At 64.0% G+C, this 21,034-nt stretch carries 13 protein-coding genes; 8 read left to right on the top strand and 5 right to left on the bottom strand.

The window, feature by feature from the left end:
* Window positions 1-34: 34 nt before the first annotated feature.
* Together FRC98_RS17115 and FRC98_RS17105 are read left to right on the top strand one after the other, a co-directional pair.
* Window positions 35-2,995, top strand: a complete 2,961-nt coding sequence (locus tag FRC98_RS17115) for an immunoglobulin domain-containing protein (RefSeq protein WP_146982648.1) — start codon at window positions 35-37, stop codon at window positions 2,993-2,995.
* Window positions 2,996-3,086: 91 nt separating this feature from the next.
* Entirely contained in the window at window positions 3,087-4,226 is a 1,140-nt protein-coding gene (locus tag FRC98_RS17105; RefSeq protein ID WP_230467724.1) for an ICP22 family protein, read from the top strand.
* 67 nt (window positions 4,227-4,293) lie between these two features.
* On the opposite strand, the gene FRC98_RS17100 is transcribed toward FRC98_RS17105, so the two are convergent.
* The 3 genes from FRC98_RS17100 to FRC98_RS17095 form a co-directional block, all read right to left on the bottom strand.
* Window positions 4,294-4,584, bottom strand: a complete 291-nt coding sequence (locus FRC98_RS17100; RefSeq protein WP_146982646.1) for a hypothetical protein — start codon at window positions 4,582-4,584, stop codon at window positions 4,294-4,296.
* Between the two features lie 129 nt (window positions 4,585-4,713).
* Complete coding sequence (locus tag FRC98_RS21690) at window positions 4,714-4,878, bottom strand: hypothetical protein (protein ID WP_230467723.1); 165 nt, start codon at window positions 4,876-4,878, stop codon at window positions 4,714-4,716.
* An 87-nt stretch (window positions 4,879-4,965) separates the two neighbouring features.
* A complete protein-coding gene (locus FRC98_RS17095) occupies window positions 4,966-5,733 on the bottom strand; it encodes an IS4/Tn5 family transposase DNA-binding protein (RefSeq protein ID WP_146982645.1) in 768 nt (255 codons plus the stop codon).
* A gap of 303 nt (window positions 5,734-6,036) precedes the next feature.
* Between FRC98_RS17095 and FRC98_RS21685 the strand changes: the two genes are divergently transcribed.
* Window positions 6,037-7,194 carry a hypothetical protein gene (locus FRC98_RS21685; protein ID WP_230467722.1) on the top strand — a complete coding sequence of 386 codons (1,158 nt, stop codon included), beginning with the start codon at window positions 6,037-6,039 and terminating at the stop codon, window positions 7,192-7,194.
* A gap of 162 nt (window positions 7,195-7,356) precedes the next feature.
* The gene (locus tag FRC98_RS21680; RefSeq protein WP_230467721.1) at window positions 7,357-8,547 is read left to right on the top strand and encodes a hypothetical protein; all 1,191 of its coding nucleotides are present in this window, start codon (window positions 7,357-7,359) and stop codon (window positions 8,545-8,547) included.
* Window positions 8,548-8,638: 91 nt separating this feature from the next.
* On the opposite strand, the gene FRC98_RS17080 is transcribed toward FRC98_RS21680, so the two are convergent.
* The gene (locus FRC98_RS17080) at window positions 8,639-12,310 is read right to left on the bottom strand and encodes a HEAT repeat domain-containing protein (protein WP_146982644.1); all 3,672 of its coding nucleotides are present in this window, start codon (window positions 12,308-12,310) and stop codon (window positions 8,639-8,641) included.
* Between the two features lie 253 nt (window positions 12,311-12,563).
* Between FRC98_RS17080 and FRC98_RS21675 the strand changes: the two genes are divergently transcribed.
* Window positions 12,564-14,168, top strand: a complete 1,605-nt coding sequence (locus tag FRC98_RS21675; RefSeq protein ID WP_230467720.1) for a WGR domain-containing protein — start codon at window positions 12,564-12,566, stop codon at window positions 14,166-14,168.
* Window position 14,169: 1 nt separating this feature from the next.
* Window positions 14,170-15,060, top strand: a complete 891-nt coding sequence (locus FRC98_RS17070; protein ID WP_230467719.1) for a WD40 repeat domain-containing protein — start codon at window positions 14,170-14,172, stop codon at window positions 15,058-15,060.
* Window positions 15,061-15,171: 111 nt separating this feature from the next.
* Here FRC98_RS17070 and FRC98_RS17065 read toward each other — a convergent pair whose 3' ends face one another.
* A complete protein-coding gene (locus FRC98_RS17065) occupies window positions 15,172-17,160 on the bottom strand; it encodes an RCC1 domain-containing protein (protein WP_146982642.1) in 1,989 nt (662 codons plus the stop codon).
* A gap of 427 nt (window positions 17,161-17,587) precedes the next feature.
* On the opposite strand from FRC98_RS17065, the gene FRC98_RS17060 reads away from it, so the two are divergent.
* Both FRC98_RS17060 and FRC98_RS17055 read left to right on the top strand, forming a co-directional pair.
* Window positions 17,588-19,738, top strand: a complete 2,151-nt coding sequence (locus tag FRC98_RS17060) for a hypothetical protein (RefSeq protein ID WP_230467718.1) — start codon at window positions 17,588-17,590, stop codon at window positions 19,736-19,738.
* 54 nt (window positions 19,739-19,792) lie between these two features.
* Window positions 19,793-20,644, top strand: a complete 852-nt coding sequence (locus tag FRC98_RS17055) for a hypothetical protein (protein ID WP_146982640.1) — start codon at window positions 19,793-19,795, stop codon at window positions 20,642-20,644.
* The last annotated feature ends 390 nt before the right edge of the window (window positions 20,645-21,034 follow it).

The following is a 21,034-nucleotide window of genomic DNA, read 5'->3' as shown; positions in this document are numbered from 1 at the left end:
TCACACCCTCAAAAGGCCGCCCTGGAAACCCGATATGATGATCAAAACCCCGCACTCCTTCGCCCCGATCACGGCCATCGCCGCGCTCGGACTCCTCACGACCGGCTGTCCCTCGGTCGACAACGACCTCGATGACAGACCTCCGATCGAAGATCCGGACGTGGGCACAGACGAGCCCGACGTCAGCCCGGACGCATTTGCTCTGTGCGAGGTTTCGTCCGTCTCGCCAGCGACCTACCCCCTCGACCAGGCGGAGCACGCCCTGCAGCTTCAGCTCCTCTGCGACACCCTGCCTCCGAATCGGCAGTTCGGTGAGTCCATCGCCTTTCGTGGGGAACGCACCCGCAGCGATGCGCCGCCCCTTCGCGTCGAGGCCTTCGACTGTGTGCCGGCCGAAGCGCTGCACGCCTGCTCGCTCAGCCTGGGCGGTCTCACTGCCCCCGAAGGCGTCGCCAACGAACATGTTGGCCCAGAGCGTTTGACCCTTGAAGACGCGTCGGGCCAACCGCTGGAAGTCCCCATCCGCTGGGCGCTTTCGGCGCAACAGATCGCTGACCTCATCCCGAACCGAGACATCTCGCGGCTGCCGGCTGCATTCTCGGAGCGCGGCCTCGACCTCTATGTCAGAGCGACCGAACAAGGCCGACTTATCGCCGGGACCATGCGCGCCGCCGAAGGCGGCGGCATCGAGATCGTTAGCGTCAACGACGAGGGCGAAGCCACGGTGCACGCGACCCTGGACGTCGATGACGAGGACCTCTCCGGTTCGACGATCTCCCGGGAGACGGGCCCTTATTTTGAATTGGATGCGTGGAGCTTTGACCCGGACGAGGGCGTCTTTACCGGCACGACCGTGCTTTTTGACGCTGCCGGAGACTTCGAGCGCAGCGCGGGAGTGGACTCGGGCAGCTACGAGGGCCCGCAGCTCACCGAACTTCTCGGGATCACCTTTACCCCCGGCGACGCTCCCGGCGGACGGCGCCAGCACGGCACCGCGCTGACGCGCACCGCCAACGCCACCCTCGCCATCGTCGGCCTCGGCTACGGCTTCGACCCCGACGCCGTCATCCTGAGCAACCAGCTCGACGCCCTGGGCACCACCCCGGCCGCCGAGCTTGCCGAGGGGCAGGTGGGCCTCACCTCCATCCAGAACACCCCGCGTGTCTGGTTTGTCGACGAGGACAGGCAATTCAACCTCCTCACCACCTCCGGCGAAGCCCTGGGCTCGGCCTCCCTCGCCAGCTTCGGCGTCCAGTACCCCTTCGAACTCAAGCTACTCGCCAGCACCGACACCCGACTTCTCGTCGAGATCACCCGGGAGAACCAGCGTGCCTTCGCGTCCGTTGAGGTCGATGGCGAAGGCATGGTCAACGGGAAGGTCGATCACCTCAACCTCCCCGAGAACTGCCGCCCCGACGGCCGCCAGTCCATCCTCGCCAGCAGCGCCTCCAGCCTCGCCATCCTCTGCAACGACTCCGCCACCGGCGCCCCCCTGCGCGTCGAATGGACGGGTCTTGGCGGCGAGGCTGCTGAGACGGCTGTAGCTCCCACCGCCGTGACGCCTCTGGTGCCCTCGCGACACTCTGGCCTCACCGCCGGTGACCTCGCCATGCGCACCCTCCTCCCGGACGGCACCATGCGCCTGGACAGGGTCAGCGACCTGAGCACCTCCTGCACCACCGCTGGCGACTGCAGCCTCCCCATCACGGACTTTACCCCCGATGGCTGGCGCATGAACCTGGCCCCCGGCACCAGGAGCTCCACCTGGTCCGTGGCCGCCTGCTGCGGCGGCGGAGATATCCTCATCGACGGTGTCCCCCTCTGCTGCGAGGGCCCGCCCTGGGAAGGCGAAGGGGGTGAGATCGACCTCAGCCTGACCGCCCCGCCCATCATCGTCGACGCTCCGGGTGCTTCCGCCGCCGACGACGTGGCCATGATCCTCATCAACGTCCACCACGAGCGGGCCACCCACGCCGTCTGGACCCTCAACGCCCAGGGCCAGATCTCCGAGCCCGGTCTGCTGCACATCGACACCGGCGACGCCAACACGGCCGTGGTCTTCCAGAACGCCGAGAGCGAGGACAACGATGACGACGAGGCTCAGGAGCAAAGCGGCTTTATTGAAATTGAGATTGTTGTCGAGTTCAGCGAGGGCGTCAGCGGCGACACCGTCGGGAGTACGTCCGGCACCTTCACCATCACCGCCGCCCGGCTCGCGCAGGCCATTGGCGCCGACGAGCCCCTGAGCTTCTCCCTCGACGACCCGGCCTTCGAGCTCTCCGACACGACCGTTCACACCGTCGTCAGCGCCCCGGCCACCCGCATCGCCACCGAAGACTTCAGCGATGGCGATAACCACGAGGTCCTCGCCACCCTCACCGCCGCCCAGGCTGCACACCCCCTGACCTTCACCTACAGCAGCGAGGGCCTCGTGATGCGCAGCGCCGGCGGCAATGGCGACGAGGGCGATGCCCCCCTCGACGTCCTCCTCGACGACGAACCGCTCTCCTCGGAGAACCCCATCTTCGTGGGCGGCCAGGGCCCCGGCTCCAACATCCTGCAACACTCCGCGGCCGCTGGCGGTGTTCCCTTCCGCGGCAAGATCAAACGCATCGCAATCAAGAAAAAACGTGTGGGGACGAACCTCCACGCCTCATCTCGCACCGATGGCGAGTCCGATGCCGTCATCTTCGAAGTCGTCCTCGAAGAGCTCACCCTCCCCGAAGCCCTGGCCGACCAGGAGCTCCGCCTCCTGGAGACCGGCGACTTCAACGGCGACGGCTTCGAAGACCTCGTCGTCCGCTCCGCCGCGCGCACGGGCTCCATCGTCCTCTTCGATGACGGTAACGGCGGACTCTCCCAGGAGTTTCTCGAAGTCCCCGGCGGCCCTACCACCGTGTTCCCTCCCGGCGCCAATGCCGCCGTCGAAGGCAACGGCAAAGGGACGCGCAAAGCCTCGTATATCAAACAGAGCATCCATATCGAGCTTCTCTAAGTCCACGACATCCGCCCGGGTGATGCATGACTTCACGTCGCTAAATCATCCGGCCTTAACGCTCACGCAGAACACACCTGGAGTGATACCCATGAACCCACGCGTACTGGCCCTTCTCATCACCTTTGCCCTGGCCATTTCGGCCTGCAGTGGCGACTCCGATCCCACCGACGCCGACACCACGTCCGACTCCGGCGACACATCCGACGCCGACGACACCCCCGACTCCGGCGACAACCCCGACTCCGGCGACAACCCCGACTCTGGAGACACCCCGGACTCCGGCGACAACCCCGACTCCGGCGACAACCCCGACTCCGGCGACAACCCCGACTCTGGAGACACCCCCGACTCTGGAGACACTCCGAGCTTTGATGCCTCCTGGTCCTGGGAGCTTATGATCGACAGCGCCCAGGCTGGCAGCCTGCAATTCGATGAGCACTATACAAACAGCACCATCGACGTGGCCTGCGAGATCGACGACGCCGGCCTGCGCCTTCAGGCCCGCGTCCCCAGCCCGGTCTCGGGCTGTGAAGACGAAGAAGACGTCCTCCCCCTGATGGTCTTCGACTACGACGAGAACGGGTCGGTCAACCAGACGGCCTACCCCGGCCCCTGGTCAGGCCTGGCCATCCCCCTCATCCATACCTTCAACGGCGACAACGGCACCTGCCACACTCGCCCCCTCTTCGAGCAGGACTATAGCGCCGACTTCACCACCGACGCCGAGGGCATCACCACCGTCGACATCGTCATCTCCGGCCAATTCGACGACAGCTTCGGCGGCACTTACGTCAACTTCGAGAGCACCTTCGTCTTTGACGCCGACGCCTGCCAGCCCTATGACTCCGGCGACCCGGCCTGTGGCGGCGGTCAGACCGAGTGCGCCTACCTCCCCGCAGGCGAGCTGTGCACGGACTCCGGCTGCAGCACCGGAAGTCGGTGCACCTACCCCACCCAGGAGGAATGTGCCGCTCTGGACGCCACCGCGTGCCAGCAAAACCAACAATGCGAGTATTTCAGTGCTCAGGATCGATGCATGTTAGGGACAGGCTTCTCCTTCTACCCGGAGAACTGCCAGCATCCTCAGGTCACCGACCAGGGCCAGGCGTTCTGCGAAAGCCAGGGATGTGTCTGGCGAGAGGCCTGCACCGGCAGCGCCATCTCCTGCCAGGATGTTGCCCTGGAAGACGACCTGATGTGCTCCGGAGTCTTCGGCTGCACCTGGTAACGCCCCACCCGGCCGCCTCCCTCAAAGGTGAATATCTCCGGGGAGGCGGCCGACGGCTCATGATTGATCACATCTCCTCCATCATCTGCTTCGCGATCAGAAAGCCCTGCTCCAACTCCAGCAGATGAGCCCAGCCGCGGCCGAGCACCTGCCAGCCCGCCGGGCCATTGTTCTTGATGTGCCCGCCGAGCGAGGCGACCGCCGCCATAATGCGTCCGGCGGTGGCTTTTCGCTTCATGATCTTGGGGCGTTTCATCCTCAAAATCGCGAGCTGTGCGGGGGTGATCCAGCCGCTGGCTTCGACGTCTTCGTGGTTGCGGCCCAGGTAGCGGATCACGAGCAGATTCCAGGCGACCATCGCCTTGACGCTCAACGCGGCAAGCAGCGTGTGGGCGCTCCGATGCTGCAATTTGGAGTAGGCCGCACCGGTCTTAAGTGCCTTAAATTACTCCTCAATCTGCCAGCGGGCGCGGTACCAATCGACGATTTACCAGCAGTCCTCGTCGGTGTCGATCGGGCGGTCGGTGACGAGCAGCCAGCGCACCGGATCTTCGCCTTTAGGCGCGCGGATCTCGCTGAGCTCGACGACGTTCACACCGAAGCGCGCCGGAGAGTTGGCCGCCGGCAGATTGTCGGGGCGACGAAGCTCCACCCGGGTGGCGCGGATCTTGAGACGAGCGCTGCGGAAACGGCGAGCGCGGTGCGACTTGCTGGCCTTGCGTTTGGGCCGGGCGGAGAGCTATATGGTGCGCATTGATTTCGACCATTCGACCTTATCGAGAACCGCCTCAAGCGGCGCTTTCTCGCTGCGTTTTGGGCCGGTGGAGACGCTGCGATCGCCGGTCATACGCACCACAAAACCGTAGCCGGAGAACACCATCGGAAAGAGCGTGTTGAAGTCATCGCCCTCGCGATCCATGACATGAATCACCTCGTCGACGTCTTTAAGCCGGGCCTCGGAGGCCTCGACAGCGTCAAGCCATCGGGTCTGCTCGTTGTCCAGAAGACCGTTCTGCGCGCGCCAGAAATCAAGCGCCTCCTGGCCCTCAATCTGCGAGGCGTGCACGTAGGGGCGACTGGCCACAAGTCCAAGCGGCGCGCGGGTTCCGTCGGCGCTCACCGCCAGCGAAGCGTGCCAGAGAAAGCCCTGCTGATTCGCCCGCAGACGCGCAAGATTCTCCCGAGATGGCTCGTCGTGAATGGCGTACGCAAACTCGGTGGTATCGTGCGCAACCAGCACGGTTTGCGACGCTTCGCTGCGCCGGGAAGTCTTGTCAAAATGCGGCTCAAGAAGGGTTTGGTGCTCGGCCGCATCGTTGCTCATCAGGCGATAATAGGCCTCAACCTCAGCGTGATTTTCCATCGCATCAGGAACCGATTTATCGGGTTGCGCGGCCAGTCGTCCGGCAATTCTGACGTAACGCTCGTTGCGCCGTTTATCGCCCAGATCCACGTCCTGGAGTTCATCGCTCAACGTCAGATCTGCCATCATCGTGGTCGCTTCCATCGCGCTCGTCCTTGTCTTCGAGTTTCATCGCTGTTGTCGGTGGCCAGTCGATCAAATTGAGGATGATTGCGCAAGGTGGGCCTGGGAGGGAAACGGGGAAGGCTGTGAGCGCGAGTGTTTATGCGGTGTTTAGGAGATGTGGGGGATCATGAGGGCCTCGGGCCTCCCCCTGGATTAACCTGGCCTATGGCATCGCCTCACGGCGTTTTAGACAGATTACCTATTGCCACACTCCAACTGTAATAATATGTTACCTCACCTCGTTTTTGAATGTTGATTCTGCCCCTTAAGAGTGAGAAGACCATGCTTCAACGCCCGAACTGCCCCCTCAGCCTCATCCTGCTGATCATGCTCGCCAGCCCCCTGGCCTGCTCCTCCGACGACGGTGAGACTGACACCTCGCCAGACACCGGAGTGGTCGACACGGACACCGACGCTGACACCACCCCCGACGCTGACACCACCCCCGACGCTGACACCACCCCCGACGCCGGCGACACCCCCGACGCCGACACCACCCCCGACGCCGACACCGACGCCGACCCCAACCCGAGCTGTTCGCAGAACGGTTTTGACGCCCTCACCCTGGAAGACGCCACCGTCTGGGCCCCCAACTATCTTAAGGCGTCCTTTCTGGGCGAAGCTAACGGCCAGGGCAAAGCCCGCGGCCTGATCATCAAATGGGACTTCAACGGCGGCGCCAGCAGCGACGTGGCCGACTACAACCCCTACGTGCTGCCCACCTTTGCCCACGGAAGCACCCACAACACGGTTGTGGTGATCGGCTACACCGGCTGCACCCCCGGCGTGCTTCCCTCGATCAACAGCTGCGAGGCCTCGTACTTCAACCAGTCGGGCAACCTGACCCTCAGCGCCCTGGGCACGCAGACTGGCGAGCAGCTCACCGGCGAGCTCTCCGAGCTGGTGATGGACGTTGTGGACTCCGAGGGTGAGACGAGCTGGTGCATCGACGCCTTCGACTTCGATCTTGGCGTCGTCTCCAACCTGCCCGCCCCTGGCGAGTGCCGCGTTGATGAGGACTGCGGCGGCAGCTCCTGCTTTGATCCGGAGGAGGCCCGGCGCTTTGCGATGTGCCCGCCGCAGAGCTGCAACCCCGAGCTGACCTCCTGCGTGGACGACGCGTCCTGCGGCGCCGGCGGCGTCTGCCGACCCGCGCCGATGGAGGCCTGCGCCTGCTCCCCGGGGATGCGCACCTGCCAGCCCGCCTGCCTCGAAGACATGGACTGCGAAACCGGCGAGGCCTGCGGCGATGACGGCCACTGCGGCCCGATCCCCTGCCAGGGTCTCGGCGCCAGCCCCGACTGCCCCGCGCACTACTCCTGCACCGTCGACAACATCTGCGAGCGCACCACCTGCATGATGGATGCTGACTGCGGCGACGGTCGTTGCGTCGAACGTCGCTGCTACGAGGACTTTGGCGCCTGCGCCTCCCAGTTCTGATTCCCGCTTCTCAACACCGAAAAGCCCGGCTGCCGCCCACGCAGCCGGGCTTTTTGATCGACGCCTACCCTTCGCTCACCTGCGCTTGAAGCAGGTGGGTGAAGGGCTGCGTGTCGTCATCACGCCGCACCCGCGCAAACCCACATCACACAGGTTCCAACCATGCACATCGTCACTCGCCACACCCTCGGCCTCCTCCTGCTGCTGATGCTCGCCAGCCCCCTGGCCTGCTCCTCCGACGACGGTGAGACTGACACCTCGCCAGACACCGGAGTGGTTGACACGGACACCGACGCCACCCCCGACGCCGACGCCACCCCCGACGCTGACACCACCCCCGACGCTGACGCCGACGACACCGACGCCGACACCACCCCCGACGCCGACGACACCGACGCCGACAACACCCCCGACGCCGACGACACCCCCGACGTCGGGGATGACGACCCCGTGCCCGGCTGCGACTTGAGCGGGTTTGGCCCTCGCACCCTTGAGGTGGCGCGCTATGACCACAACGGCATCAACGCCATCTTCCACGGCGAGCCCGACGAGAACGGCAAAACCCGCAGCCTGGTCATCTACTGGCCCCAGGGCGGCAGCACCGATCTGGCCGACTACGACCCCTTTGTGATGAGCACCCCCGAGCAGGACGTGCCGATCAACGCCTTTGTGAACGGATGGACCGGCTGTGATCCCGGCGCCGACCCCACCCCCTTCACCTGCGAAACCTTCTTCTACACCGCCTCTGGCGAGATGACGCTCAGCGCGATCGGCACCCGCGCCGGGGCCTCGGTCACCGGCCGAGTCAGCGACCTGGTCCTGCACCTGCTCGACTCCGATGGCGAGACCAAATGGTGTCTCAACGGCTTTGACTTCGACCTGACCCTGCCCGCTACCACCAACGATCTGGGCATGTGCAACGTCGAGGATGACTGCTACGCATTCGGGAGCAACTCCTGCCTGACGCCCGTGCAACATGAGCGCTACACCTACTGCGCGCCACGCACCTGCGTGCCCGCCGGTCAGATGACCGCCTGCGGCGACGACAGCGAATGCGGCACCGACGAGGTCTGCCGCCGCGCCGAAACGACCCGCTGCGCCTGCGACGGCTTTAATACCTTCTGCCTGCCCGGCTGCACCGCCGACGCCGATTGCGCCGAGGCCGAGTTCTGCGCCGCAGACGGCCACTGCAAAGCGATCGCCTGCGAGGATGGCGGCTGCCCCGATAACTTCTCCTGCTCTTCCGAGAACACCTGCCTGCGCACCTCCTGCACGACCGACGCCGAATGCGCCGGCGTGGGCTTCTGCGTAGAGGGCAAATGCCACGCCGAGATGGGGTACTGCGTCGACTAAGATCAGCGTTACACCCCCACAAAAAAGGGCCCCGCGGGGCCCTTTTTTGCGCTCTGTGCTCAGGGGTGCGAGCGCCCACCTCCCTACCGATTCACGCCGCGACCTCGACGATGACAAGCTCCCCATTCTTTCCACCGACCACAATCGTCGGCCCCGGCCCAACGCCAAGGGACTCGATGGCGATGCCCGTCTCGACCTCCTGAATGAGCTCAAAGGTGTGCTTGTCGAACACCTTAACCGTCGTGCCGCTGCTGGCGCTGACCAGGTGCTCCCCGACCACCCGGATCGTGTAGAGGCTCTTGTCGAAGACGCCGCGGCGAATCACCTCGCCATGCGCGTCGAACACCACCACCGAGTCATCGCGCCTGCTGACGAAGACCTCACCATCGGCCGCCGCCATGCTCCAGAGCCCGCCGTAGCCGCTGACCGGTGGTAGCTTCCACTGCGCCGTCACCTTCAACGTGAAGGGGTTGACGACGAGTAAGCGCTCCCCCTGGTATTTGGCGACCAAGAAGTGGTCGTCGTCCAGCCGGACCATGCGTTGGAGGCCGAAGAGCGTCTTGGAGGTGTAGATATCTTCGCCCGTATGACGGTTGAGGATCCGCAGGGTGTCGTAGGGCGGGCTGATGAAACGGTCTCCCATCAGCGCGATCCAGTAGTCGAAGACACCTTCGCGCTCCCAGACCACCTCGCCATCGAGCGTACGACAGGCGGCAAACTCGCCACTGATGGCGTAGACGTGCTCGTCGTCCATGAGCGCGTCGCGTAACCCGTCCTTAAACGCGTACTTCGCGAGAAGCGTGCCCTCGCGCGACCACCGAATCACCGACTTATCGTCGGAGGAGGTCAGCACCTGGTCGCCCAGGAGCTGCACCGATCGGATGCGCGAGGTGTGGCCTTCGGCGTGGGCAGAGGCGCCAAAGGGTCGCGCGGAGAGTCCGAGCCCTGCCTTTTTGGCCTCCGCGTTGGCTTTTGCTTCGGCCTCGGCAGCGAGCGCCGCTTCGACCTCGGCGGCGTAGGGCCGCATGCGGGCGTGCAAATCGTCGAAGTTGTGTTTGATGTACTCCGCGCCCCTGTAATGCGGGTTGCTCGACTTCCAGAGCCGACACAGACGCCGCAGCATCGCCTCGGTGTCCAACTTCGACATCGCCTCAATGAGATAATAGGTGCGTCGGTGCGCATCCCTCACATAGCCGTTGGTGTAGCCGGTGAAGCGACAGTAGAGGTCGGCCAGCGCGAGCACCTCGGCGTCGAGCGCGTCGCCGACGCCCTCTTCCGCGGCCTTGATCACGAGGTTATGGCGGAAGATGGCGTTGGGGTCGGCCAGCGCTTCGCGCAGGCCCTCCACACCACGGCTCTCCCAGATGAGCTCGACTGTCGGACGGTCCATCCAGCGCAACCCAAGGTCGACGCCCGGCGCCTCCAAACCTTCGATCGCCGCCGTGCGCACCACGGCATACTCGTGATGCAGGTACTCCCGCAGCCGCGCTTCTGCCACAGCGGCGTCGGGATGATGCCGATACAGCCTGGCGAGCGTCTCATGCAGCTCCCGGTCGTCGTAGGTGGAGTTCTCAACGATCAGGTTGAGCTCCGCCACGAGCGACCAGTCGACGGCGTCGGCGCCCCCGGTCTGGAAGGCCGCAAACTGCTGCATGCCTCGCTCGTAGGCCAGGTTGAGCAGCGATCCGTTATTTTTGGCAATATACGCATCGATGGCGGATCGGGCCTCCTCGGTGCCGATATGCGCCAGGGCAAAGAGCACGGGCCGCGTCGCCTCCGAATCGACGTACGCGATCAGCGTCTGGGTCGCCGCTGCGTCGCCGATGCGTCCCAATGAGACGGCCGCCCGGGGACGCACCTTATCGGGCCCCTTCTCCATCAGCTTCATGAGGACTTCGACCGCCTCACTGCCGCCCAACGCCCCGAGCGCTTCAATCGTCGCGAGCAAGGGGTCGCTCTTCGACATCTCCATCAAGAAGTTGCCGTTCGGCCACCACAACTCCTTGACCAGGGGGACAAGTTTGCCGACGTGCGCGGGATCGCCGAGCGCGGCAACCCCCCGCGCCGCCGCGGTCTGCGCGCGCCGGTACTCGTCGCGCGTATCGAGCGCCGCCAGCAGATGCGGCAACATCCGCTCACCCGCCGCCGCGGCCGCAAGCCCCAGGCGCTTCCAGTCGTGGCCGGTCCAGCTCTCCGGCTTTCCGAGCATCGGGCCGATAAGCTCCGAGGGCTCGCGCCAGATGATCTCGTGGAGCTCCTCGTCTTCGTAATCATGCCCCCGGCCATCGCGGCTGCTTCGATGTTCGTCGATGAAGTTCCACCGGCGCGCCCACACCTCGCCCTCGGGCGACGCCTCGACGACCCGGGCAAAGACGCGCTCGGCCGCCTCATCATCATCGAGTTCCCACAGCGCTTCTTTCATCGCGTCGACATCACCCGCGGCGATCAGCTGGTCGGCGCGCTCCATCGCAGCGTGGTGCGCCGCGTTCGCCAGCCGCTCGGCCTCTTCGACCTCGCGGGCGCGCTCCTCGGCCCGGTCGGGGTCGAGGTCGAGCGCCAGGAACTTCTCGCGCAGCGCGAAGATGTCGTCGATCGCGCCAAGCTCGGTGCGACCCTCCAAAAACGCTCGCACCAGCGCGACGCAATCGCGCACCACCGGCGAGTCATGCGATGCCACAAGCTGAAGACACTCGTTGAGTTCGGGCTTGTCGAACCAGAAGAGGCGCCAGATCCAGTAGAGCGCCGACGACGCATCAAAAGGCCTCGTCTTTGCCTGCTCGAAGCTCAGCTCGGCGTGCAGGCTTTCGTAAAAGACCTCCGCGAGCTCCTCAAATGCGCCGATGCTGTTGTTGCGCAAAAGATCGCTGATCCAGACGAACTTGTGGAAGAGGTAGAGCGCGTCGGACTTCGCCTCATAGCCCGACTCGAACTCCGTCCCCTCTTCCAACTCGTCGAAATGCCACGAGAGCGCGACGCGGCCCTCCAGCAGGCTCATATCCTCGGTCAGCTGCGCCAGGCCGGGCGCTTCGTCCTCCGCGTCCTCGTTGTCGAAGAAGGCCACATAGCAACGGTTGAGCCAGGCAAAGGACGAGAGCGAATCGGCGCAGACAAAGCTCGGCGAACTCGTCTCATGATCATAAAAAACCACCTCGACGCGCTGCGGATCGAGGTCGTCGACATGCGCGAAATACTGATCGCCGTTGCCCGCGCTGCCGATGCTCACCCAGCGGGCAAACTGGCCCATCATCGCCGTGGCCAGCACGTTTTCCTGATCCATGAGCACGAGCTGCTCAAAGAGGTTTCCCCGCTCCGGCTCCGGCAGCCAGACGTCCTCATCCCACATCCGCCACTCGCCGAAGTTGCAATAGCCAAACCGGTGCGAGGAGCGCCAGGTCAGGTACTGGTCCAGCTCATCCGGAAGCGGCTTAGCGAGGTACTCCTCCCACCGGTCGCGGTAGTCGATCGGGTCGGCCTCGGTCACGCCCATCGCTTTCCACACATCGAGGACGTCATCTTGCCAGTACGCTTTGACGCGCTCGTCCTGCGAGAAGCGCTCTTCGGGCGGCAGGCGCTGCACAAAACCGAGCAAAAGCTGCGCGCGGGCCCGCTCGCGCATCATCTCCAGCGCCTCATCTTCACCGGCGATTTCGTGTGTCTCGATGACAGAACCGGCTTCGCCTAGTGGGCCCGAGCAGACGGTCACGATGTCGTCTTGATAGTCGATGCTCCAGAATTCTTCAGCGTTCTCGAGGTAATACGTCATCGCGTCTCCAACACATGATGTCGCTCAAAGCGAGCGTTTGCGGCGTCAAAAGCAGTCGCCATTCCGGGGGAGTGCGCCGATTCTGGCCTACACCGCCAACATGCGCAAACACGTTCCGAGGGCGTAGAAGCTCAACTCTCGGTCGACCTGACCCCGCCCTATTGGTATACCCACGGCACACATCACCATTGCAGGCCCGATTCAGCTCGCCCTCCCATGCGCATCACCTGGATCCCCCTCATCGGAGCACACCATGACGCATTACCTTGAGTACGTGGACGACACATCCGCCAAGTTCTGGATGATCGAACTCCTCGGAAATTCGCACACCGTCACCTACGGAAAGATCGGCTCCGAGGGGCGCGCCAGCACCAAAGAATTCGACTCCGCCGAGGAGGCGCAGAAGAGCGCCGCCAAACTCATCGCGTCCAAAAAGAAGAAGGGCTACACGGCGAGCGCCCGGACCGACGCCAAACCCGCCGCTCAGCTCACCAATGACGAGGCCCGCGAGAAGTACGGACTCGCCGACCGCTACGTGGGAAACATCCGATTCGCCAAAGTCATCGTCTTCGAGGGGGATGTCGAGATCTACGGAGACGTCAACAAGAACACCGTGGAGTCCCTCTTCTTTGATGGCGAGCGCGAGCCCACCGACGAGCTGGTGATCATCGACGGCAACCTCACAGTCCACGGCAGCCTGGATCTGACCGAATATTACCCCTGCCTGCTCGTGCTCGGCGATCTTCACTGCGACTTTGTGACCAGCGTCAACTCCTACAAAGAAGTCACCGGCGACGCTTACATCACCACCGCCTTCATCGGGAACTACAATCACGGGCAGATGGTCGTGGAGGGGACCACCCACGTCCCGCTGATCCTCAACAGCGATCACGGCTGCACGATGACCCCCAACCCCAAAACGGTCTGCATCAACTATTTCAGCTACGACGACGACTTTTTTAAGTACGATTATTACGTCGACGAGCTAAAGAACCTTTTCCCCGACGAGCTCTTCGAATGGTTTGATGAAGATGATGAGGAGGACTTCGACTTCGAGTGGTGGTCGCTGGCGGCGACTCTGAAGTCGGGGGCCTCCCCCTTCCTGGAGGGTGCCGCGCCCGACCTCCTCTCCGCAGAAGAGATCCGCGCCATCGCATCGGGTGACGCGCCGGCCGGCGAAGCGCCGGCGAGCAACCCCAAACCGACCACGATGAGCCCGGCCGAGGCCAAAGAAGCGTTTGAAGCCTTTCGAGCCGAGCCGGCCCTGACCTTTTTGAGCATGTGCGGCGACGCCACGGTCTACCGCGGCAATGTCATAAGCGACGTGAGCGACATCCTCGATCTGGCGCTCACGCTTGGCGAGCAGGGCACGCCGATTGTCATCGACGGTGACCTCACGCTGAGCGCCGATTCCGTGGAATGGGGCTCGGAGTCGGAGTGCAACCTGCTGCTCGTCACCGGCGACCTCCGCGTCAATCACCTCGTCATGTCGGAAGTCGGCGACATCACCGTGCAGGGCGACCTCCACGCCAAAACGATCATCGGCATGTACGGCGACAACGGCGGCAGCCTCAACGTCGCCGGCGACGCCCAGGTCGAGGTCCTCGTCGCCACGACCTATTTCTGTTTCGGCTTCGGCGGCAACGTCCAGGCACAACACATCATCGGCGACGGAACCTACGCCACCGACTTCACCGACGACTACATCTCCACCGAATCGATCAACCTCTTTGTGCCCGAGATGATCGAAGGTGGCGAATTCTCAGCCTGGAAGCTCTTTGAGGCGCGCGTCGCCGGCAAAGAGGTCTTCGTCAACAATGGCAAGGCCCTTGAGGGCGCCTACGAACAGGAGTGGTAACATGAAGCGTCCATCTATGTCGGCCGTTCATGGCCTCGCGCTCAACCCGGACGGAACTCTCTTGGCCGCCGCCGGGCCGGGCAAGGGCATCATCTTCGACACCGCCAGCGGCACCGCCGTCACGAAGATTCCAGGCGCCACAGGCCACGCGTATGACGTCGACTTCGCCCCCGATAGCAAGAGTGTCGTGATCTGTTTCCACGGCGGGCATGTCCGCCAGTACGACGTGCAGAGTGGCGATGAGATCGCCAGTTACACCGGCCACTCCGGCGTCCCGCAGGGCGTGCGTAAAGTAAAATTCAGCCCCGATGGCAAGCAGTTGGCGTCGGTCGCCGAAGACTCCACGCTACGCATCTGGGACACCCAATCGACCGACGAGCTGCAGCGCTTCAAAGCCCGCGCCGACGTCAACACCGTGGCCTGGGGGCCCGGCGAAAGCCACATCACCTTCGCCACGGACGTCGGGCTGCACACCGTCGAGATCGCCTCGCGCCGCGGCAAGACTCTGGACACCGGCGCCATCGCCGACGTTCAAGTCGTCAATAACCAGATCCTGGCGGCCTGGGATGAGGCGATTCGCTTTCTCACTCCCGACCTCGAGATCACACGCACCCTCGAACAGAGCTCGGTCTCCCGGATGCGAGCCTACGAAGGCTATCTCTTCGCGGCCTCCTGGTCCGGCGCCGACGCCGGCGTCCACCGCTGGGATCTCTCCGACGGAACGCGCCAGCGGCTGCCGCTGCCCGCGCCCGTTGGCGATGGGCCCCACGCCGTCTGGGCCCTCGCCATCGACGCCGCTCGCGGGGTGCTCTACGCGGGCTGCAATCCCATGAAAGGTTCGTCGAATATTGTGGCCTGGGATTGCGCGTCGCTTGACCTACTCGATCTCTGAGCCTGAAAGACGGCGATCGTCATTATGGTCACAAAAAAGGGCCCCGCGGGGCCCTTTTTTGCGTTTTACACTCAGGGGTACGAGCGCTCGCCAGGAGTGAAAGAACCGTCGTTAGTAGTCCTCAAACTCGACCGCCGCCGGCGTTGCGCCGGCCCCCGGCGTCTGGCCCCAGCAGAAGACTTCCAGGGCCTCGGTCCACCCGCAGGTCACGCCGTCGCCGGCGTCGATCTGCACAAAACGCTGCGCAAAGCTCGCGGCCTCGGGGCTGGACTGGTCGGCGCTAAGCGCGCGGCCGAGGCGGCCGTCGTCGAACGCCCCCCAGCAGAGCGCCTGGCCGGCGTAAAGGCCGCAGGCGTGGTCGCGACCCACGGTCAGGGCCGTCAGGCCGCTTCCCACGGGCAGGGCGAGCGTGCGGGGCACGTTGACGTCGGCGGTGGCGCCGTTGCCGATCTGGCCGCGGTCGCCCGCTCCCCAGCACACCGGCAGCCCCGAGGGGCTTAAGCCACAGCTGAAGTCCTCGCCGGCCTCCAGGTAGGCGAAGGTGTAGCCGCCGTCGATAAATTTTGGCACCTCGCTCGGGGTGGCGGTGGTGGTGCCGTCGCCGAGCTGGCCGCGATCGCCCGCGCCCCAGCAGTAGGCAAAGTCATCGCTGGTCACGCCGCAGCTGTGGCGACTTCCGGCGGCAGCGAGCACAAAGTCATGGCCGCCGCCGACTTTTTGAATCAGGTGCGTCGACGCGCCAGCGTGGCCGGCCTGGCGGGCGTCATTGCGGCCCCAGCAGTGGATGTCGCCCTGATCGTCGACCGCGCAGGTATGCTCCGCGCCAGCCGACACCGAAAGAAACTCGGCGCGCCCGCCACCCGAGAGGCGCGCGCCCAGAATTTGCGCCGGGGCGAGCACCGGATCACCGGCGGAATCTCCAGCCTGCCCGTAATCATTGCGCCCCCAGCAATAAAGCTCGCCGGCCGCGTTGATCAAGCAGCCGTGCCCGCCGCCCAGGCTCACGTCGCGCAGGCCCGGGCCGTAGCCCAGACGCGCCGGCGCGGCGCGATCGTCGAGATCCCCCACCCCGAGCTGGCCCTGGCTGCCCTCGCCAAAGCAAGAAAGCTGCTCACCCGAGATCACACACCCCGCCCCCTCGCCAGCCATCACCTCCTGCACCGAGAAGATCACGTCGACCTCCACCTCATCCGTGAAGTCGCCGTACGACGCGGAGATCATCGCCGTGCCCGGCGCCACGCCGGTGATCACACCACCGTCCACCGTGGCCACCGAGGTGTCCGACGACGCCCAGCTCAGCTCGACCCAGGGCATCGGATCGCCCAGCTCGTCGAGCGCCGTCGCCTCCAGCGTCACACTCCCCAATGGGTAGATCGCTGCGGGGTTGCGCGGGCTTATCGCCACCGCGTCCACCGGGGCCTCCTCCACCGTAAGGGTGGCGCGCCCCTCAATGCCGTCGATGGTCGCGACCACCTCGACCGTCCCCACGCTCAGCGCGCGCGCGATGCCGCGGGTGTCGATCGAGGCCACCCCCATGTCGGTGGTCGTCCAGGTCGGCTCACCGGCGTCTTCGATCACCACGTCGCCGGCGTCGCGCGCCACGGCCACATACTCCACCGCCTCGCCAATCTGCAGCGTGTAGTTGGCCGGCACCACCTCCACGCTCGCCACGGGCGCCGAGACCACTCGCGCCGGCCACGCCTTCTGCACATCACCCGCCCGCGCCGTGAGCGTCACCGCCCCCAGCGCCCGCCCCACCGCGATGCCCGCCGACGAGATCTCCATCACCTCGGGATCGCTGCTCTCGAAGCTCACCCGCGCATCAAGCTCCTCGCCGGCCGCGTTCACCGCCTGCGCCTCGGGCCGCAGGATGGTGTCGAGCTGCACCACAAAGGTCTCGGTGGGAAAGAGAATATCGGCCACCACCCGGTCGGGCTGCGAGGTGACATCCGCGTCGCCCTCACCCCCGGCATCCTCCTCCACATCGGGGCCGCCCGCGTCGGGGTTGGAGGGTGGCGGCGAGTCGGACTGGCCGCAGCCTGTGGCGAGTAGGAGGGTGAGGAGGAGGGTGGGGAGGGGGCGGTGGGGGAGGGTCATCATCAGACTCAACGTTACGTGAAGGTTAGCGGGTTCTTCCGATCATCGGAGTGGCATGGCTCGTTATGCCACGTGCACCCATGAAAAGAAATTATCACCGATGCGTGCCCATGACCCGGCATACGCAGAGAAGCCATGAATATCTGTTTGAGTATGGAGTCTCATTCGCCACAACAGGTGAGTGAACGCGTAGAAGACGGCGAGCATCTTCTTCACAAATGGGCGCTGCAATTCAAACACACGCCCGACGACGCCCGCCTAACCCTCTAAAAACAAAGCACAATTCGTGTTTCACAACCACGACTCTAAGAACCCTCACAGAACCAAAACAAAGTTAAAACTCTCCTCCCCTTTGACACGTATCATGGCATTGACTACCTCTCATGCATCAACTCAAAGCCCGATCTTCCTCCCGAAAGGAGATTTTAAGATGCGCCCCCTTTCCTGGCCGCTACGCGCGCTCTGCCTCAGCCTTGCCGCTCAAGCGCTCGCCTGCGCAGATCCCCCCGCCCCTTCGGCGGACCCGCCAACCCACGCACGCCAGCAGGTCCTGGAGTATTCGGGCGCGCTTGAAAACGACGCCCCCCTGGGCGGCGCCCTCTATCGAAGCGATCGAGCGTGGCATGCGGCCCCGGCAGGCGTATGTCTGCCCGAGTTCTTCCCCAAAATCTCTCATCACTGGTCGGCCCCCCTCATCGCCGGATTTCTTCGCAGCGCGCAGGAGGTCGACTGGAAGGTCTCGGGCGCTTTAAACACTGTGATGAGCGATGAGGCCGACGCGATCGAGGCGTTGAAGGCCAGAGCGCGCTCGAGATTTGAAACCACCGACGTCTCCCACCTCCTTTTTTTGGTCTCGAAAATCACCACCGCGAGGCGCAGTGTGATCCCCAGCCGTGAGGGTGGATGGCCTCAGGGAGTCGAATCCCGATGCGCTGGCAGCGACGCGATATCCGAGCTTAACGATTTTGTGACCGACTGCGGCACCCATTATATCGATAAAGAAACTCTGGGAGGCTATGTTGTGATGTTGGCAGACATCACCTCACTTGATGAGCGTGATGTCGAGACCCTGGCCGACTACCTTCAAGTACAAAGTCCGCTTTCTGGCAACGAAGAACTTCCCCCTCTTTCTTTCGACTGGGCAATCGACGCCACGACCGGCCTGATTCTCAACGACGTGCCCCTCGACGTGTATGTGTATGGGCTGCCCTCTCCGCCCGTAGCGCGTGTGCATGAGCAGGCCTGGGGCACCACCGACCTGAAAGACTGGGGGCGCTATATCGCAAATCTCCGCCGGGCCGTTGAGGAGGCGATTCGCCAGGAATCCATCGACTCGCCAGAGTACGGCCGCCGCGTCGATGTCGACATTCTAAAATACACTCGAACTCGGCTTGAAGACTGTGAGGCTGTCTCGGAGAGCATCCACAGAGAATTATCCTGTGTTCAAGACCTCGATATGCACGAGGCTACGCTCATGGGACCGGACGTCCTCATCGATCACACCATCGCGATGTACGCGTGGATGCTGGAAAACCCGCACCTCGTCGTCTGGCCCAACCCGGGGTCAGGCCCCGAAGACACGCAAGCGCTGTATCGGAGCGCGAAAGAGCAGCTTGAGACCTGCTCAGCGGCCACCGACCGAGCCCGAGAAAACTGCCATGCGCGCTTAACGGACGAGGCGTCGGAAACCTCGTTGTGTGAAGCCTGCGCCATCCCGGAGGGCTGCAGCGAAGACGACCTCTCCACGCTGATCGACGGCCTCCCGCCACTCGACAGCACCGCGCTCACCGGGCCCCTGCTCGTCGAGCGTTTGGGCTCCGCCCACGAGGCGATCGCGGGCTACCGGCAGATGCAATGCGTCTTAACGGGGCTGGGCGGCAAGTTTGCCGGCGGAGGCGAAGGAGTGTTTCTGGAAACAGGCACCTTCCATTCACCTCAACACCATTGGATCCTGCATACCTACTCCCGGCAAGATGAAGCCGCTGAGCCGGTCTATTCACAATACAGCTGCGTGCGTCGCGACCGCTTTATCGGCCATGACCACTCCCTGTGGTTCACACACGGCACTCTCTCCATGGTGGATACACACACCCGGGGTGAACGTATCGAATACCATGGCAACCTATCGAACCTGGTGGCCTTAAGTGGAATTCGCGGCCGGCTGGCCGGACTTGGTGAGCGCGCCGAAGTCCATATGCCCGTCGACCGGCTGGACTGGAGAGTCGTCGCGAGCTCCCAGCAGGGTCCTCTTCAAGCGTCGTTTATGGAGTTTGGCCTGAGCTCCACGTACACCGGCATGCACCGGCTCTACGCGGACCCCGAGACTTACGTGGACGAGTTCACCGCCCACGCAAACCCTTACGGGAGCACACGTCCGCATGCTCAAACACGCATGGCCCCGCTCGACAGCGCGCTCTGCTATCTGACCGCCGTCGGCGGCCAATTTGATGGGGGCGCCGAACGCATCTGGATGTCGAAGAGCGAAGGCTACTGGATGCTGAACGCGCGGGCTTCTGCTGGAAAAGAAGTCAAAGCCTCCGCCTCCTGCGTCTATTACGATCAGCGCAGGCAGAGCCTGTGATCAGGCTTTCCCTCAACGCGTTCGCAGCCCAAAAACTCTCTATTGGATGCCATCATGACTCGCCACACCTACGCCCTCCTCGCATCTCTGGCGCTCCTCGTCACAGGCTGCACCGATCCCAACACAGTGGCCGCTGAGTGTTCACCGGGGCAGCTTCAAGACTGCTCGGAGAACCCGCCGGATTACGAGCCGCGAAGCGCCGAAGACATCCCTCTTTTATGTGAGGAGGGGTGCACCCACGTCGCGTTTTTTAATCTCGGAGGCCTGAGCGATGTCACCGAGCTGGATAGCTTCAATCATTTAACGCGGCTCGGCGAACTCTTCTATCTGTCGCAGTATGACCTGAAAGTTCTGGATGGATTTTCCTCGGTGGAGCGCCTGGGTGGGATTGCATTCGAAAACGGCACCACGCTCGAAGCGTTTCGAGGGTTCGACAGGCTGGAGCGTATCGATGGTCGTGTGGAGATAAAATCCCATCCCGAGCTTCGGGCGATCACGGCCTTCCAGAATGTTCGTGAGATTGGAGAGCTGGTTGAGCCACTGGACGAGCGCCTTCCTACCGAACAGCGTTTTCGCCTTGAGATCAGCAGCGCTAACAAGCTCACGGACTTGAGCGGCTTCTCCAGCCTGGAGGTCGTCAACTTCCTCGCGCTCCGCCATCTGGGGGCGCTGACATCAATGGATGATTTCGGATCGCTGCGGGAGACCAAGACCTTTGTATTGCAAGATCTGGCATCGTTGGAGTCAATCGAAGGCCTGGCGGCTATGGAGCATATCCATCAGGCCGCGCGTTTTCTGGATCTGCCCAATGTGAAGCGCTGTGAGATCGAGGCGTTTATTGATGGATTGGAGACGCAGCCGATCGATCTGATGATCGAGCGGGTGAGTGAAGATCCCTGCGACTGAGCGCATTAAGCGCGACGCAGAAGGCGGATCGGAGCGCGGGCGCGCCGGGGCATCTCGGAGGTGAGAGATGCGACGGAGCGCCCGCGTTGCTCTGGCTTGTTTCAGAACGTTCGTGGTCGAGGCAGGTCGGGGGTCGAGGGGGTCGCCCGCCTTTCGCGATAGGCTCGGGAGGGCGTCGACGGGGTCGACGGGTCCTTCTCGATAGGCTCGGCCAGGGGGCGACGGGGTCGACGGGTCCTTCGCGATAGGCTCGCCAGGGCGTCGACGGGGTCGACTGCTCGTTCGCGATAAGCTCGGGGGGGCGTCGACGGGGTCGACGGGTCCTTCGCGATAGGCTCGGGGGGGCGTCGACGGGGTCGACTGCTCGTTCGCGATAGGCTTCCGACCCCC

The organism is Lujinxingia vulgaris, from assembly GCF_007997015.1.
GTDB classification, from domain to species: Bacteria; Myxococcota_A; Bradymonadia; order Bradymonadales; family Bradymonadaceae; genus Lujinxingia; species Lujinxingia vulgaris.
The sequence above is the reverse complement of the archived record's forward strand: the minus strand, read 5'-3'. Positions and strand labels throughout refer to the sequence as shown.